Origin of the sequence: Chroococcidiopsis thermalis PCC 7203, from assembly GCF_000317125.1 — a bacterium.
GTDB classification, from domain to species: Bacteria; Cyanobacteriota; Cyanobacteriia; order Cyanobacteriales; family Chroococcidiopsidaceae; genus Chroococcidiopsis; species Chroococcidiopsis thermalis.
The window spans coordinates 811,220-828,192 of the sequence record NC_019695.1; the positions used below are offsets into that span (position 1 = coordinate 811,220).

The 16,973-nt window shown below is 42.7% G+C and carries 13 protein-coding genes; all 13 read right to left on the bottom strand.

What is annotated here, in order from left to right; all coding sequences use genetic code 11:
• Window positions 1–80: 80 nt before the first annotated feature.
• Window positions 81–1,481, bottom strand: coding sequence for a nucleotide sugar dehydrogenase (locus CHRO_RS03555; RefSeq protein WP_015152816.1), 1,401 nt, complete (start codon window positions 1,479–1,481; stop codon window positions 81–83).
• Between the two features lie 175 nt (window positions 1,482–1,656).
• Window positions 1,657–2,394 (bottom strand): 3-deoxy-manno-octulosonate cytidylyltransferase, encoded by a 738-nt coding sequence (gene kdsB / locus CHRO_RS03560; RefSeq protein WP_041462342.1) that lies wholly within the window; start codon window positions 2,392–2,394, stop codon window positions 1,657–1,659.
• Window positions 2,395–2,508: 114 nt separating this feature from the next.
• Complete coding sequence (locus CHRO_RS03565; RefSeq protein ID WP_015152818.1) at window positions 2,509–3,504, bottom strand: KpsF/GutQ family sugar-phosphate isomerase; 996 nt, start codon at window positions 3,502–3,504, stop codon at window positions 2,509–2,511.
• Between the two features lie 159 nt (window positions 3,505–3,663).
• Window positions 3,664–4,953, bottom strand: a complete 1,290-nt coding sequence (locus CHRO_RS03570; protein ID WP_015152819.1) for a glycosyltransferase family 4 protein — start codon at window positions 4,951–4,953, stop codon at window positions 3,664–3,666.
• A 31-nt stretch (window positions 4,954–4,984) separates the two neighbouring features.
• Window positions 4,985–5,851, bottom strand: coding sequence for a 2OG-Fe(II) oxygenase family protein (locus tag CHRO_RS03575; protein ID WP_015152820.1), 867 nt, complete (start codon window positions 5,849–5,851; stop codon window positions 4,985–4,987).
• An 86-nt stretch (window positions 5,852–5,937) separates the two neighbouring features.
• Window positions 5,938–7,053 (bottom strand): glycosyltransferase family 61 protein, encoded by a 1,116-nt coding sequence (locus CHRO_RS03580; RefSeq protein WP_015152821.1) that lies wholly within the window; start codon window positions 7,051–7,053, stop codon window positions 5,938–5,940.
• A 139-nt stretch (window positions 7,054–7,192) separates the two neighbouring features.
• Window positions 7,193–8,167, bottom strand: coding sequence for a glycosyltransferase family 2 protein (locus CHRO_RS03585; protein ID WP_015152822.1), 975 nt, complete (start codon window positions 8,165–8,167; stop codon window positions 7,193–7,195).
• Between the two features lie 136 nt (window positions 8,168–8,303).
• The gene (locus CHRO_RS03590; protein WP_015152823.1) at window positions 8,304–9,959 is read right to left on the bottom strand and encodes an FAD-dependent oxidoreductase; all 1,656 of its coding nucleotides are present in this window, start codon (window positions 9,957–9,959) and stop codon (window positions 8,304–8,306) included.
• A 256-nt stretch (window positions 9,960–10,215) separates the two neighbouring features.
• Complete coding sequence (locus CHRO_RS03600) at window positions 10,216–11,250, bottom strand: NAD-dependent epimerase/dehydratase family protein (protein ID WP_015152824.1); 1,035 nt, start codon at window positions 11,248–11,250, stop codon at window positions 10,216–10,218.
• A 42-nt stretch (window positions 11,251–11,292) separates the two neighbouring features.
• Complete coding sequence (locus CHRO_RS03605) at window positions 11,293–12,567, bottom strand: glycosyltransferase family 61 protein (protein WP_015152825.1); 1,275 nt, start codon at window positions 12,565–12,567, stop codon at window positions 11,293–11,295.
• A gap of 157 nt (window positions 12,568–12,724) precedes the next feature.
• Window positions 12,725–13,744, bottom strand: coding sequence for a glycosyltransferase family 61 protein (locus CHRO_RS03610; protein ID WP_015152826.1), 1,020 nt, complete (start codon window positions 13,742–13,744; stop codon window positions 12,725–12,727).
• 470 nt (window positions 13,745–14,214) lie between these two features.
• Window positions 14,215–15,471, bottom strand: coding sequence for a glycosyltransferase family 61 protein (locus CHRO_RS03615; RefSeq protein ID WP_245570525.1), 1,257 nt, complete (start codon window positions 15,469–15,471; stop codon window positions 14,215–14,217).
• 276 nt (window positions 15,472–15,747) lie between these two features.
• A complete protein-coding gene (locus CHRO_RS03620) occupies window positions 15,748–16,950 on the bottom strand; it encodes a glycosyltransferase family 61 protein (protein ID WP_245570526.1) in 1,203 nt (400 codons plus the stop codon).
• Window positions 16,951–16,973 lie beyond the last annotated feature (23 nt).

Genomic DNA, 16,973 nt, shown 5'->3' on the forward strand with positions numbered 1-16,973 from the left:
AGGGGCGCACATTTGAGTAGGGGTGCACATTTTTGTAGGGGCGCACAGCTGTGCGCCCCTACGATTGTTTCAAAAACCTACTACCTAGCAACGGGCGCAACGTCTTTGTTGTTAGCGCGATCGCTGCCCGCAAATGGCAAGATTTTCTTAGCAGGCTGTTTCTTCTGCCAAGAAATCCCTTCATAGTTAGCCAAGCCTGTAACGGCAGACTCGTTGCTCAACCGCACCAAGTCGAGAACGGCAACGTGACTCTTGAGTCCTTGTATGTTGGTGAATTCCGGTCGTTTTTGAGTAATGACTAGAGTTTGGCATTCATTTAATACGCTATCGATATCCGTGCGCAAAATCCGATCGATTTGCGGTAGCTGGCGTTGCAGGTATTCTAAGTTGCTGCCCAATAGCACCTCTAGATTTACGTCTGGATCGTAGACCGATATTTCTAAGCCATCCTGCCACAACTGACGGATGAGGCTGATAACGGGACTTTCGCGCAGATCGTCCGTACCTGCTTTAAAACTCAAACCCAAGATACCGACGTGCTTAGCACCAGTTTCGTGAATTTTGATCCGCGCTGCTTCAACTTGCAACGTGTTGCTGGGCAGTACTGAATCTAGAATCGGGATTTCAACCCCCAACTGCCGAGCGTTGAAAATGAGAGAGCGCAAGTCTTTTGGTAAACAAGAGCCACCAAAAGCAAATCCAGGCTTGAGATAGGCAGGGGAGATATTGAGCTTAGTATCGGCACAAACGAGCTGCATCAGGACGTGACTATCTATTCCCAGGCGATCGCAAATCCGACCAATTTCATTACTAAACCCGATCTTGAGGGCGTGAAATGTATTGTTAACTACCTTCAACAATTCCGCTTCCTCCAATGCCACGCGATGTAAAGGAGCCTGGATATTGCTATAGAGTTGAGCGATCGCATCACCCGAGCGTTTGTCTAATTCCCCAATTACGGTATAAGGAGGCGCGTGAAAATCTGTGACTGCTTCCGTCTCGCGCAGAAATTCTGGATTGACTACCAAACCAAAGTCCTCGCCAGCAGAACGCAGCGAATGCTGTTCTAGCAATGGTAGGAGAAAATCGCGGGTTACGCCAGGAAAAACCGTACTGCGGAGAACGACAACGTGATAGCGTTGTGAATGCTTCAACCCGCTACCGATCTGTTGGGCAACTCCTTTTATATAGTTGAGCATTGGACTACCATCCGCCATGCTAGGCGTACCAACGCAGATGAGAGAAGCATCAGCCTCAGCAACGTATTGTTCGCCATCCGTTACAGCCCGTAACCGTCCTTGAGCGATTCCTTGCTGAATTAACTCATCTAAATCGGGTTCTTTCAACGGACTGCGCCCGCTATTAAAAACTTTTACCTTTTCTGGGTTGAGTTCTACACCTATAACATCATGTCCGGCTTGCGCCAAGCAAGCAGCAACAACTGTACCGACGTAACCTAAACCCCAAACGATAACGCGCATTGTTATTTTCCTATTAATAGTAGTGGTGCGTAGTGCGTGATTTATTGCCAAATACTTTTTGGTTAAGGCAAGATCCCCCCTAACCCCCCTTAAAAAGGGGGGAACAAAAAGCCCCCGATTTGGCGGGGGTTGGGGGATCTCCAAGATCTGCGTTACTAACCGAGATATATTGGATTTACTGCTTAACGACAGTTTGAGCAATTAAGGCTTGCGCCTGTAGCAGATCGCTCGGCGTGTTGATTTCCAACACGGCTTTTTGAGTTTGACAAACGACGATCGCGTAGCCGTGTTCGAGTACGCGCAACTGTTCTAATCCTTCGCAGTGTTCTAATGGTGTCGGGGTCAACTGAGCGTATTTGGCAAGAAAATTGCGGCTAAAAGCGTAGAGTCCGAGGTGGTGAAATACTGGTGCAGAACCCGCATTGCGATAGTAAGGGATGGGGGAGCGGGAGAAATAAAGCGCCCGATCGCGGCGATCGCACAAGACTTTTACGGCGTTGGGGTCGTTGTAGCTCTCTTCATGCAGCGGACAGGCTAGGGTCGTCATATCGGGTGACTCTCCTTGTAAGTAGGGAGTCACAAGCTGCGTCAGCATATCTGCGGTGACGAAGGGTTGATCGCCTTGAACGTTGGCGATCGCCGTCATTTCAGGATATCGTTCTGCGACTTCTGCGACTCGATCCGTACCTGTTTGATGGTCGCTGCGGGTCATTTCTACCACCCCACCAAACCGACGCACGCAGTCAGCGATCGCCGTGCTATCTGTCGCCACCACAACTTGACTGAAAGCCGGACAACGTTTAGCCGCTTCATAAACCCATTGCACCATTGGGCGATCGTCAATTCTGACGAGTGGTTTGCCAGGAAAGCGTTGCGAGTTGTAGCGCGCTGGAATTACAGCCAAAATATTCATCATTTTCAGTTATCAATATTGGGGAACAGAGGAGACAATTCAATTCGCAATTCACAATTGAGACAAGAGGGACAACACAACTACCAATTACCAATTACCAACTACCACTCCCAATCAAATGCCGCTGCGAACTATATCGTGTACCCGAATTAAACCGATGCAACGTTGTTCCTCAACTACGGGCAGGATAGAAATTTGGGAAGGGCGATTTTCCATTAATTCCAAGGCATGGTAGGCAAGTATATCGGGGGAGATCGCAATTGGATTTGCTGTGGCGATCGTTCCTGCTGTCAGCGTTTCCAACTCTTGATGTTTGACTTTTTGTAGCAATCGTCGCAAATCGCCATCTGTAATAATTCCGACTAAACAACCCAGATCGTCTACGACATTGACAGCACCCAACCCACCTTCGCTAATTGCACTCAAGACTTCAATCCAAGCGGCTTCAGGTGAAACAACGGGATTGTGCGCGCCAGCGTGCATTAAATCTCTTACCCTGAGAGTCAAGCGTTTGCCCAATCGTCCCGCAGGATGGTTAAATGCAAACGCTTCTGGGGTTAAACCTTTAACGTGCATCAGGGCGATCGCCAGCGCGTCTCCAATTGCCAAGGCGACAGTTGTACTACTTGTGGGGACTAAATTAAACGGACAAGCCTCGCGATCGACTGCTGCATTGAGACTTACATCAGCATTGTAAGCAAGCGTGGAACGCAGTCTGCCGACGATCGCAATAATTGGGATCTGCCGACATTTAAGATAGGGCAACATGGCAACCAATTCATCGGTTTCGCCACTGTTACTCAAGATCACAGCAACGTCACCTCCAGCCACAATTCCAATATCACCATGCAAGGCATCAGATGGGTGCAGAAAAACCGCTGATGTCCCCGTACTGGTTAGAGTTGCAGCAATTTTCTGGGCGATAATTCCTGACTTGCCAACACCCACCAAGACAACCTTACCGTGACAATCAGCCAACAGCTCAACTGCTCGTTCTATACCTTCTGGCTGTAATTGATTTGCTGTTTTGATAATTGCATCTGCTTCTTGTTTGAGCAGTTCGACAACTTGTAAAACATAAGTTTTAGGCTCTGGCTCTATGCATTGCATATTTTCAATACCTCGATCGGATGAGTGGCTAGTGGCTGGTGGCTAGTGGAACCAGTGGAAAGTAGTAAATAGGGTGTGGGAAGTGTGGGAAGTGTGGGGTGTGGGAGGACACAAGGGAGAATTTTCCAGAGCGCTCTCCCTTGTCCCCCTTGTCTTTCCCTACTCCCTGCTCCCTGCTCCCTGCTCCCTGCTCCCTGTTAACTGATTTAATGCTTCGCTCAGAATTTGCCGCCCTTCATTTCGCCATGCTGTATAGGTGGTTAATCCTACATTCGCTGCTTGTCGGCGTGTGTTTGTATCTTGTAAAGCTCTAAAGGCTGAGACAAATTCCTGCGTACTGTGGCAGGCATAGTAAGCTCCTGGTGTTGGTGGTACGCCGCGAAAAGTCTGAGGTAAACCAATCACAGGCAAGCCAGAAGCCATTGCTTCTAAAACTTTGATTTTGCATCCCCAACCAATTTCCACTGGCAAACAAGCAATATCAATGTTGTCGCGCATGAAAGCTGACAAATCGTCAACAAAATCGTGAATGACGATCGCGTTTGAGGCATACTGGCTTAAATGCTCGGCACAACCCTTGCCGACAAAGTGAAAGCGAAATTGACCGGGCATGGCTTGCTCGACTGCCGGAATGACTCGTTGTAGCAGCTGTCTCACTCCCGATAGATGGGTTGGACTGACGTAATTGCTGCTAATGTATACAACATCGAGCGGTGACTTGTTATCTTTTACCGGAATGCGTTCTCGTTCTAAAAAAGGGACGACCCAATCTTTACGCACAGTCCCACCGTAGAGGCGCGACATAAACTGCATGTCGCTGTAAGCATTGAAAAAGATCCGGTCGGAAATTCGATGCATTTGGCGCTCGGAAGCAAAGGATTGGGTTGTTTGTTGTAAGAGTTTTTTGCTCCACTTAACGGTTTGTTTAAAAGTGTTTTGGTGCCACCCAGTTTTCCAAGGTCGAGAGGCGATCGCTGTTTCTATGTTGTGCGCTAGTTCAAAATCGTGCGGTCGAAACCAGAGATGCGCTCCTTTTAAGTCGAGTTGAGAGACTAGCGGTACGAGATCGGAATAATTACACCAAACAACCTGGGGTTTGCAATCGTCAATCAGCGTTTGTAGCTTGTGCAGATTTTGTGCTGTATGCGGATCTTTCGCTACAGAATAACGAAAACTGCGTTCAAATAGGTGAAATTCTATATCTATTGGTAGGTCAATTCCAGGTTCACCATCGGCTTTAAAAATTCTCTGTCCGGGCCAATTGTATGCAGCAACAACGACTCGCCAGCCAGTTTGTTTGAAGAACAGAATTAATCCCCAAATATGAACTCTAGTACCATTGGTTGGAGGGTATGGGAGAGGACAAATGACTAAAATAGTATTTGTCGCAGGCGTGGTAATAGTATTTGTGATGTCAGGGGCGAGCTTTTCGGTTTCGCTATAGATCATGTGCTGAATAAAACCTCTTTATATGAGTCGCTTACTTGGCTGCCAGAGCTACTTTTTTGATGGCGTTTTCTAGTTTTCTGATGTATTTCGTTTTGAACGAAGGTAATTCTTGATATTGCTTAGGATTGAATAAAGGCTGTTTGACTTCGCCAACTAAATTCACAAAATATCGAGGCGACTCTGTTAGCGATCGCACGCTGACACCATGTAACGAATAAACTGAGTTCAGGAATAATATAAGAACGTTGCGATCGTACTCAATTGTTTTTACATGCTTGATATAAGAATCTTCAATTGCACTGCTTCTAAATCCGTAAGGCTTGCCGTTCTTAAATTTATAAATTTCCAGATTGCCTCCTGTCGATGTATCTTGCGGATCGCGCAGATAGAATAGTCCGGCGAATAGTTTATCTGGTAAATCTATGTGCGCGCCTCTGACTGCATTTGGTTTAGTAATAACGGGTGTATTTATACAAATCAGTGCGTCGAGTAACACATCTACACTTTCAAACGTGTCAACTTTTCGCAATCCAGACTTTAGCGTTGCAAACGAGCCATATTTTTGCTCAAAGTCAGGATACATTTGGACAATATAGTCTTTAAAGATCGTCAGAAACTCTTGAAAGAATGTATCGGATGTATGTAAAGCAATAAACTCTTTCCAGAAAGGAGTAATTCGCTCGTCATTTAAACTTTCTTGTGCTAAATAATGCAATCTTTTATTGCTGGACAAATCTGTTCCTTTGTTGTCTTCTCCTTGCCTTAAAATTTCAATATCAGCCCATTCTGATTTCAGCTTTGAGTAGACTTCTTCATCCAAAGCATCTTTAATGACAATATGAGGAAATGGTTCTGAAAAGATATCGGTTGGCTTAATTTTAGATAAAAGCGATTTCATTGCTTGACTCCTCTTAAAACTTGCGACTACAACAATTTAGAGCTAAAAATAAATAGCTTCGTTTCTAATGTCTATCGGTTACAAGATTAGGTTGGACACATTTCTTGACTAGCTATCATTCTTGCAATCTCTGATACATTAACCACAAAATTGCTGTTTTTGGATGTTGCCTGACCGCACCAGTATTCATAATTCTGATTCAGAGATTTTGCTAAGAAGTAAAAATGCGGCAAAATCTCCTGTGTAGGAAATATTTCTAAGACATTAACTCCTTCGGCAAAAATAATATTAGCAAGTCCAGCACCATGCGAACCTATAACGTATTCGCTATCACTAAAAAGATCGATTTGATCTTCAATTGATATCTGTTCAAGTAGGTATTTCTTGAATCCGTACTTACTCAACATATCAAATAGTTCATCTTCATTCAAAATATGTCGTCCCTTTTTTGAATCTCTTCTAGAGATGAAAATACGATTGATTTTCTTTCGCGGTCGTTGCGGCGTTATTTTCTCTGTGAAAAATCTTAAATAATCAGAGGGTAAGTATCCCGCATGACGACGAGTTAAAAAAGAAGGAAAGATTAGATTTTCGATCGCATAATTTTTATCTGGACTTACCTTGGTAAGTTTTACATTGTTGGGTAGTATTTTTGAGAGCAAAAACTCTTCCGATCTAGAAATTTTTGTTGAAGCCAGCAATTTAATTTCTTCTATGTCTTTATATTGCGGTCGATCGAGCAAGAAAATTCGCGGAATGTTATCGATTAGCTGGTGATAATAACCATTGGCAAACGAACGAAAAATAGCACAAATACCCGCAATTTTTTCTGTTTTATTGAAATAAGTATTTTCTGCAATATCGTATTTATTCTGCTCGATAGTGGTGTTTATGGAATCCGAGATAACTTTGCGCGTTTTTGTCAGCAAAATATCAAATTTTGTACAGTAAATTACGTCATGTAAAGTAGTCGTGTATATATCTGGAAGAGAATAATTTGCTGCTTGCAAATGCTTAATCTCGCGGAAAAAATTCATTCGTTGAGTTTCTGGTATATAAATATTTTGACTAGAACATGATAAATTTACTCTTTGAGAATTCTTATAATGCTCCTCAAGTTTGACCTCATGCACCAATAAATTAGTCAGATATTTTCTTGCTGTTAAATTAGATTTGTGAGAAATTTTTTCTAGAATTCTCATTTTTTGTAGCCCATCCCGTTTTGAGTATGTCTAACTTCACGAAAGTGATTTAAGACCCTTACCGTGAGGGTTGCACGCCTGAAACTTAAAGCAAGACGTTATGATTTAATAGATGACCAATCGCTAATGACAGTTATAATCAACTTGATGGAATTTCAGCTTGGTGTTGTTGTACTAACATCTGGCGATGTTTAGAAAAATAAATAGACCAGACAGATGCCTTAATTAATTCTTTAACTAATTGCTCCCAGTTCTTGTTTTTTCCTAACCAAGTCCCGAGAACTAAATAGCAACGAATTCGTTCGGATAGGCTGAGAGGTACATCTTTAATAGCACTTAAATAATCTAAGAAAACACTCCATCTAGGAAAGACAGGTTTTTCTCCTTTGGTATCAGGGTTAAATAACCGCATACGTAGGTAGGGACTATTCATCTCCTTACTAGAAGAACGCTGAGAATGTTCTCTGTTAAAGAACAAATATTCAGGAACTTCATAATATTTACCTAATAAAGTCATGCGAGCCAGAAAAGGCTTATCCCCACCAGAGTAATCGCCTAAAAGAGGAGTTGTTGCAGCAACACTATGACGCATGACTCCAAAAAGTTGCTGACCGCGATAACGTCGAGAAAAAGAGTCAATTATCAAATTCCGAAAGCGAATATGAGCGTGTGGTGAATTAGTGAGTAGGGGGTTTTCATCGTAGTTTTGCTCCAAAATCGTGCCATGCTCGTTAATTAATTTAGTCTTGGTGTAGCACAATACGACATCTGGATTTCGATCTAAAACTTCAACGCATTTTTCAATCCCTTGTGGAGCGCAAATATCATCGTGGGTAGCCCATCTAAAATATTCGCCTGTCGCTAATTGAAAGGCGCGTCTGTAATTTCGATGAACGCCAATATTGCGATCGTTTCGATAGTATTTGATCCGCCGATCTTTTGCTGCGTATGCTTGACAGATTTCCTGAGTGCGATCGCTGGAGGCATTGTCTGAAATAATCAGCTCAAAATCTGTATAGGTTTGAGCCAAAATTGCATCTATTGCTTCTATGATATACTGCTCGGCATTATACACGGGCATACCAATGCTGAGGCGCGGTTGCTGGTGATTCATCTGTCAGAATTGTTTAGGGGTTACGGACTGGAAGTTTTAGATCTCGATCCCCCCTAACCCCCCTTAAAAAGGGGGGAATCAGAAGTCCCCTTGAAAATGGGGTTGGGGGATCTCTTGTGCAAAATTCACGATTAAACTAAAGAGCCTGAACTGCAACTGCTGGACTGATTTCAGCAGAGTTATCCAGGCGATCTTTCAGGCGATCGGCAAGTCGGATCGCTAAAGCGACAATCGTGAGAGTAGGATTGGAGAGTCCGCTGGTGGGAAAAACCGAGCTACCAGCAACATATAAGTTGTGAATGCCATGCACTTGACAATGCTCGTCAACCACACCTTCCCTGGGGTTGCTACTCATGCGGGTTGTGCCGATATGATGATACGAGCCAGCGACCGATCGCCAAGTCGCTTCATCGTCAGTTAGTTCGACGTGAATTTTACCCAGTCCAGAACGCTCGAATTCTGCTGCGATTAACTGCTGCGATCGCGCAATTGTATACTTGTCAATCGGACTCAAACGCCAGTCAAGCTGGACGCGATTCATCCCTAATTTATCGCGATCGCGGCTGAGAGTAACCCGACTATCGGGATTTGGTGCTTGCTCTCCGATTAAATGGGTATCGCAACTGTTGAATTGTCGCGCTGCCATGGATTGCTGAAACAGTTTTTTTGTCATTCTGTCAGCAAAACGATCGGGACGGCTAGCGACTTTGATGAAATCCGCAATTGTAGAAGACTTACCTGCGTTCTTCCGTCCTTCTGCAATGGAAGGAAAAGCTTTATGTCGGACTGACTGTTGAGTTTGCGATCGCAATCGCTTGTAAGCTTCTAACCATTCGTCAATGGCTAATAATCTCAAGCCAAAATTCAGAATCTGTTCGCGTTCTTGCACTTCTTTGGACAAGCCTAAGCCTGTTGCCAGAAATGTTTCACCCACGGGAAACTTAATTCGCGTATATAACTCAGCTGAATTGGACAATTCGGCTTTGCCAGAAATGAGATAGGGATGCTCCATGAAGAATCTGCCTACCAAATCGTGTTGGTTGCCGACTCCACCACTTTGCACCCGGTTGGAAGCTAGGAGCAAGCGAGGATTTTCAATTCCACCCGCCGCTAGCACGAAGATTTTTGCTGCTACCGAGAACTGTTTGCCATCCGAGCTTGCCACCCACAGCCGCGTTACGGCTTGAGCGCTGTCGTTGGTTTCAATCTCCAGCACGTTAGCGTGGAGATAGGTAGTAATATTACTCGCCTGCTCGATTTGGGCGCGATAAGCTTCGCCAAAGCGCAAGTGAGTACATGGGATAATCTGCCATAGATAGGTAGCCAGCTGCTCTGTAGTTGCAGGGACTTGACATTGTTGCGCTAACGCCTCTTGCCAGTATGCCAAATCGTATTCAAATGCACCCAAATGACAAGCAGTTTGCGCCCGTTCGTAGTAGGGGTCTAGCTCCGCCTTGGGAAAACACCAACCGCTATAAGGCATCCAGGGACGATGCTCGAAGTCAATTTCATCCATCGGACGACTCCAACCGCCCCACAAGTTGGTCGAACCGCCGAAATAGCGCCCGCGTGCTTCTTTCAAGGGAAAATAAGCTAGACCAGTATTCTCTCCCGCATACAGCGATTGAATCTGTTCCTCATAGTCAAATCCGCCACTTTCAAGCAAACAAACTTGTTCGGGGCGATCGCGCAATTCTCGTGCTAATGTAATTCCTGCCGCACCAGCACCGATAATACAAATGTCTGTTTCTACCAGCGTTTCTGCTGGTAATTTCAAAGCATCAACTAACATGATTACTCCTCTAACCGATTGAGGTAAGATCCCCCCTAACCCCCCTTAAAAAGGAGGGAAACAACGCTTGCTTTTTCTAGGAAAGCCCCCTTTTTAAGAAGGGAAACAACGCTTGCTTTTTCCAGGAAAGCCCCCTTTTTAAGAAGGGAAACAACGCTTGCTTTTTCCAGGAAAGCCCCCTTTTTAAGGGGGTTGGGGGATCTCCAAGATCTTTGCATCACTCATCAAAATGTAGTGGTTTGTCTAGCCGCGATTTCTAATCGCCTAGCTTCTTCCAAAAGAAATCGCGATCGATTTGCTGAGTCTGAATTAAATATTCCAACTGCTTTAACCGAGTAAATCCTCTGAATAAAAACGTGTCCGCAGTCATATCAATTTGAGTAAATAGATCGAATAATTGTTGAGCGCCGCGTCGTGCATCCCACTCGCATTTGAATCCCGGCAGTACCGTATTAATCTTCTCGAAACTGACGCGATAGCTGCGGTTATCCGCCCCGTTTTCGCCAAAGCTCAACTTGCATCCTTTAAAAGTTTCAGCAATGATTTCGGCAACTTGTTTGACACGATAATTTTGCGCCGTGTCACCCACGTTAAAGATTTGATTGTGAATAATATCGCGCGGAGCTTCCAGCGTACAGGCGATCGCCTTAGCAATATCGAGTGCGTGGACTAGGGGTCGCCAGGGCGTACCGTCACTGGTCATTTTAATTTCTTTAGTCGTCCAAGCCAACCCTGCCAGGTTATTTAAGACGATATCAAAGCGCATTCTGGGGGAAGCACCAAAAGCTGTCGCATTTCGCATGAATGTAGGCGAAAAACTATCATCAGCCATTGTCGTGACATCTCGCTCGACAAGTGTTTTACACTCGGCATAAGCGGTTTGCGGGTTGACAGGAGATGCTTCAGTCACATCTCCTGCGGTTGCAACTCCGTAGACGCTACAGGAAGACATGTAGACAAAGCGCCGTACTCCAGCTGTTTTAGCTAAGGTAGCGAGGCGGACGGAACCTTTATGATTAATGTCGTAGGTAATGTTGGGATAGAGTTGTCCGGCTGGATCGTTGGAAAGCTCTGCCATATGGACGATCGCTTCCACCCCCTCTAGATCTTCAGTTGAAATCTGTCGCAGATCTTTATTGAGTGTTTTAGCAGTCAGTTGAGTGCCGTTGTACAACCAACCAACTTTATAGAATCCAGTGTCTACGCCAATAACTTCATGCCCGCGCTGCATCAAAATTGGAGCTAATAACGAACCGAGATAGCCTTCCGTACCAGTAACAAGAATTTTCATGATTGTAAGCTTGAATTTGTGTATATTGGGCGATCGCTTTCTTTAGACGGCACTGTCGCCAGTTAGAAATAGTGCGTCTTCTACACTGGCAACTTGGCGATCGCTATCTCTAACAGTGAACATTTCTTGCAGTAAAACTTGCAATTTGGCAATATCTACCGTAATCCCTTTGTACTTTCCAGTTTTATTCTTTGGATCGAAGCCCTCTCCCAGGCAACCGTAGTAAAAACCTAATGCTTGTGCTAAGGCAAAGAAACACGGCGTACCAAACGAACCAAACAGATCGATAACAATTAATTTCTGGAGTGCAAAAATTATATTTGTGAGACCAGCACCGTGAGGAGCGACAACTATTTCTGCTTGAGAAAATAGTCTAATTTCATCTGCAAAACTCAGTTCCTCCATCGTATAAGCGACGAAGCCCAAAGGAGCCAAAATCGCCATAACATCTGCTTCATTAATGATATTTCGTCCGGCTGATTTGGGTCGAGAAATATATATTCTAGGCGATAAAGAGATGCTGGTATTATCAGACAGATTGCTCAATAACCGCTGGCGCAACCACTGACAGGCTGTAGGCGATATGATGTTGTGTTCTCGTCGAAAAGAGGGGACGACTAACTTTTTAACTTTAACGCCGGAGTCGTTCCATTCAATACAATCATCTGGGTTGTATCCTAAAAGTCTGAGAGACTCTTTTTGCCATTCTTGAGGATTAGCATGAATAATTAGAGTTGGTTTAATTCCAGTTTGTGCTTGATAGTACTCAATTCCTTCCAGTCGGGTTAAACAATCGATCAACCAGTGGAAGTAACCGCTATTCCAGTTAGTTAACGAACAAGCCGCTTCTAACTGAGGTGCTGCCCAGTTAGACAACTTTTCCAAAAGTAAAGTTTGAGCTGGAATATATTTAATGCAGTCTGGATTTCCCGAAATCGTTTCTGCAATTATGTTGCCAGCCTCGTCAAAACCAATAGCTATAGTTCCAACTAACTTAGCATTTTCCACCTCTATGACAAATGGTTGTGACAAATTATGTTGACCAGTTGTATTTAAAATTTCTCGAATCTGGTCAGAACCGTTACAGGGGTGATTAATGACAATTGCTTCTTCGGCATTAAATTGAAGAACTCGATGTTTGATATTTCCCTCAAAAACTTCCTTTCTCGTGATGACTTTCAAGCCGATCTTTCTAACAAAATGAAATGTTTGTTGCTGAATTGAGCGTCGGATTGCTCCACCAATTGTTCTACGATGAGCAGCCGAAATCTTTTGCTTGAGCAAATTCCTCAAAGGCGCGACCAAAAAATTTACCACAGCATCTTTCCTGCAAAGATTAGAATTTTTGTTAGTTGGAGTTGAATCAAATTAATTAAGTACAACAGGATTTATTGCTGTACTCAAGGTAGTGCTGCCTTTCTCTGAATAAAATTGCGATCGCCAAGCAATCTAGTAGCCAGCTAGTTGTTGCTTGTCAATAAGTAGTAATTACAGGTTGGCGATCGCCATATCTGTTGTTTAACATTTCTGCCACCAAAACCCGCAATTTAGGAATGTCAACCATTATGTTGTTGTTCTGCTCAAAGGAGTGATTGTTTCTCGAATTGTAGTCTCCTGTAAGACATCCATACTGAAAACCTAGTGATTTCGCTAAAACTAAAAAGCACGGAACACCAGTTGAACCGAAAAGTTCGATGACACTCAAGTTCTGGGCAAATATTATATTTACTAGACCAGAACCATGAGGAGCAACAACCATTTCTGCTTGTGAAAATAGTCTAACCTCGTCTGCAAAGCTCATCTTTTCTGGTGCGTATGCCACAAATCCAAAAGGAGATAGAGCTTCTAATACATCATCTTCATTAATTACTTTACGACCTGTTGTTTTGGCGCGGGAAATATAGATTCTTGGTGAAAAAGAACGCTGACTGCTCTCTATATTAGGAAGATTACTCAATAGGCGTTGACGAAGCCACTTGCAGGCGGCGGGTGATACAGGGAAGGCTTGCTCGCGTCGAAAAGATGGAACTATTAGTCGGTTGACTTTTATTTTTGAACCCTTCCAAGGTATACAATCATCTAGTCCATATCCTAAAAGTTTGAGAGACTCTATTTTCCAGGTAGGAGGATTTGATTCAATAATTAAAGCTGGCTTTCTCTTAGTTTGCTTTTGATAATATTCGAGTCCTTCAAGCCGCAATAAACAATCTACTATCCAATGAGAATAATTCTTAGACCACCAATTAAGTAACGAACAAGCTGTATCTAGTTGATGAGAGCCGAAGCTAGGTAAATTCTTTAAAATCAAGGTTTGTGCAGGGATGCCATTAGGTAAATATTTTTCTATATTTACTAGATTTTGCATTACAGTTTCTGTAATTAAGCCTCCTTCCCGGTCGAATCCAACTGCTGCCGAACCGACAAGCTCGGCGTTTATTACTTCAGCTACAAAAGGCTTGTTTAAAGTAAATTTGCCAATCGATCCTGTAAGCAAACTTGTAGTTTTAATTAAATTTGGTAGTTCATTTACTCCATTAAACGGCTCATTAACTATAATATTTTCTTCAGCTCCAAAGGAGAGAATTTGGTATTTATCATTATTTTTAAATAGTTCTTCCCTTGTCAGTATATTAAAACTTTTCTTCTCCTTAAGAAAAGAAAATATCCACTTACGCAGTGATTTTTTAATTTTTTATAAAGGACTATGCGATGACCAACTAAAATCTTTTTCTTCAGCAGATTCCTTACAGATGCCATAAAATCTTTCCTTAAAAAGCTATGACTTGTTTGTTGCTCGTCATCCAAACATACTGTCGAATTAAGGCTATAAAGTTGAGGTTTCCTTAGAGAGCATTAGTGCTTCACACGCAGTCCGCCAGGGTCACTCCTGTTTAGTAGGTAATACTTGCGGTTTTACTTAAGCCATTGGACACCCTGCTGAAGAAATTGCGATCGCCAAGCAATTTAAGAATCAACTAATTGTTGCTCATCAATTTGTGGCTCATCAATAGATTTAACTAAAGGTTGGCGATCGCTAGACAACATTTCTGCAAGAAGCATTTTTAGTTTGGCGATGTCTACTGTCATATCAGTGTATCTCTCACTCACCTGGTTTTTTCCTTGAGGATCTGATACTAAGCAAGCATAGTCAAAACCCAGCATTTTAGATAAGACAAAATAAGCCGCAGTACCATATGAACCAAAAAGTTCGATTACCTTCAAGTTCTCTGCAAACATGATATTTGCCAACCCAGCACCATGAGCAGCAACCACCATTTCTGCTTGAGAAAATAGTCTAACCTGGTCTGCAAAACTCAATTCTTCTAGCGTGTAACCCACAAATCCCAATTGAGTCAAAATAGACAGGACTTCCTCTTCATTAGTAATTGTTCGACCTGTTTTTTTGGTACGAACAATGTATATTCTGGAGGAAAAATCGCCTTTTTCACTTCCTTTAACGGGTAAATTACTAACTAGACGTTGACGAAGCCAATGACAGCCTGAAGGTGAGATTAGCTGTTGTACGCGACGATAAGATGGAACTACTAATCGATTAACTTTTATTCTTGAGCCGTTCCATTGTATACAATCTTGCGGTTCATATCCTAAGAGTCTAAGAGATTCTCTTTGCCATCTAGTAGGATGAGAATTAATAATTAATTCAGGCTTGATCCCAGTTTGTGCTTGATAATATTCTATTCCTTCAAATCGAGTTAAATTTCCCATCCAGGTAAAATATCCCATGCTAGTTGGATTCACCAGCGAGCAAGCTACATCTATTTGGGGAGTAGTAAAATCAGGCAATTGCTTTAAAACTAAGGTTCGTGCAGGTAATCTGCTTAAACTCTTTAGATTTCCACTGATTATTTCTGAAATTATGCTTCCATCTCGATCGAAACCAACAGCAGCAGGTCCAACAAGTTTAGCATTTTCCACTTCAAATACTAGAGGCTCTTCCAAAGTAAAACTGCCCATACTTTCAGTTAATTTAGGCATTTCATCTGAACCTTGGCGGGGCTTGTCAATTATAACTGATTCCCCAGAGCTAAAGTTTTGAACATGATATTTTTTGCGCTGAGCGAGTAATTCTTTCCTTGTAACTAGATTTAAGCCGAACTTTTCGATCGCCTGAGAAAATATCCACTGGCGCAAGGGTCTTTTTATTAGCAAAATAGTTTGCCTACGACGACCAACGAGAATTTTTTTCTTGAGCGATTTCACTATAGATGACACCATGAGATTTTTTCCCTGAATAACTACAACTTGCTTTTGTTGTAAACTTGATTATATTTATTGACTCAGTTGTCATTTTGCTAGCTCTAGCTCTATGGATATCAGGAAGTAGTAATTGTCAGTTGGCGATCGACATTAACAGAGAGTCACTTAATGCTTTACGAGCAGCAACCCGAATTTTGTCTCGATCAAATTTGTTGAAAAGCTCGCAAATATCTCTCTTGAAAAAACTATTATTTGCTTATCGAACCAATCTAAAAAGACTTATGAGTTCATACTTAACAACGAGCGATCGCTAGATAGAGATAACATTTCTTCAACGAGAACCTGCAATCTAGCTACATCTACTGTTACGCCATTATACTTCTGACTAAACTCATTCTTGCCACTGTATCCTGACGCAAGGCAAGCGTAGCGAAAACCTAAGGCTTTTGCTAAGAGGAAGAAAGAGGGACTACCATAGGAACCAAAAAATTCGATGACGCTTAAGTTCTGTGCAAAGAGGGTATTTGTGAGTGCAGCACCGTGAGGCGAAACAACTATTTCAGCTTGAGAAAATAATCTAACTTGATCGGCGAAACTCATTCTCTCCATTGTGTAAGATACAAATCCTAATGGAGCTAAAGCTGCTAAAACTTCCTCTTCATTGATAACTTGACGACCAGTTGTTTTGGTTCTAGAAATATAAATTCTAGAAGAAAAACTGTCACTTTGACTTTCAACTTTATCTAGATTGCTCAGCATACGCTGTCGCATCCACCGACAAACAGAAGGTGGTATGATACGCCGTTCGCGTCGCCAGGAGGGAATGACTAATCGGTCAACTTTTAAGCTCGCTCCATTCCAGGGTAGACAATTCTCTGGCTCATATCCCAAAAGTCTAAGAGACTCTATCTGCCACTTAGTAGGATTTTTATCTATAATTAAAGTCGGTCTTCTTCCAGTTTGTTCTTGATAGAATTCAAGTCCCTGAAGCCGAGTTAAATAATCTGCAATCCAGTGAAAATAATTACCGTTACCCATAACTATAGAACAGGCTGTATCTACTCGATCTTCCCAAGTAGGGAAGTATTTAAGGATATGAGTACGGGTAGGTATAGCTCTACTTAAATTCAGTGGATTGAGTGTTTCCGCAAGTAAGTTTCCGGCTGCATCAAATCCTACGGCTGTAGAACCTACTAACCGAGCATTTATAACTTCAAATACGCCAGGTTGGTTTAAGGTATTCGCTTTACCAACTCTGCTAGAAATGATGCTGGGAATTTCATTGGGGTTCTTGTTGTAAGGCTCGTCAACTAAGATTGATTCCTCTGCTCCAAATTGAATTAAAGAATATTGTTCTTTGTTTTTTAAAATATCTTCCCTAGTTACTATATTTAAGCCCAGCTTTTTTGTAGCGATGGAAAATATCCATTGACGGATTGGAAATCGAATCATCCCGATCGCCGATCTCAGACGACCAGTCATAATTTTTTTCTTAAGTATGTTCA

Bases quoted from the DNA above. Each gene is read 5' to 3' on its own strand.
- CHRO_RS03555 (WP_015152816.1), bottom strand. From the start codon at position 1,481: ATGCGCGTTATCGTTTGGGGTTTAGGTTACGTCGGTACAGTTGTTGCT.
- kdsB (WP_041462342.1), bottom strand. From the start codon at position 2,394: ATGAATATTTTGGCTGTAATTCCAGCGCGCTACAACTCGCAACGCTTT.
- CHRO_RS03565 (WP_015152818.1), bottom strand. From the start codon at position 3,504: ATGCAATGCATAGAGCCAGAGCCTAAAACTTATGTTTTACAAGTTGTC.
- CHRO_RS03570 (WP_015152819.1), bottom strand. From the start codon at position 4,953: ATGATCTATAGCGAAACCGAAAAGCTCGCCCCTGACATCACAAATACT.
- CHRO_RS03575 (WP_015152820.1), bottom strand. From the start codon at position 5,851: ATGAAATCGCTTTTATCTAAAATTAAGCCAACCGATATCTTTTCAGAA.
- CHRO_RS03580 (WP_015152821.1), bottom strand. From the start codon at position 7,053: ATGAGAATTCTAGAAAAAATTTCTCACAAATCTAATTTAACAGCAAGA.
- CHRO_RS03585 (WP_015152822.1), bottom strand. From the start codon at position 8,167: ATGAATCACCAGCAACCGCGCCTCAGCATTGGTATGCCCGTGTATAAT.
- CHRO_RS03590 (WP_015152823.1), bottom strand. From the start codon at position 9,959: ATGTTAGTTGATGCTTTGAAATTACCAGCAGAAACGCTGGTAGAAACA.
- CHRO_RS03600 (WP_015152824.1), bottom strand. From the start codon at position 11,250: ATGAAAATTCTTGTTACTGGTACGGAAGGCTATCTCGGTTCGTTATTA.
- CHRO_RS03620 (WP_245570526.1), bottom strand. From the start codon at position 16,950: ATGACTGGTCGTCTGAGATCGGCGATCGGGATGATTCGATTTCCAATC.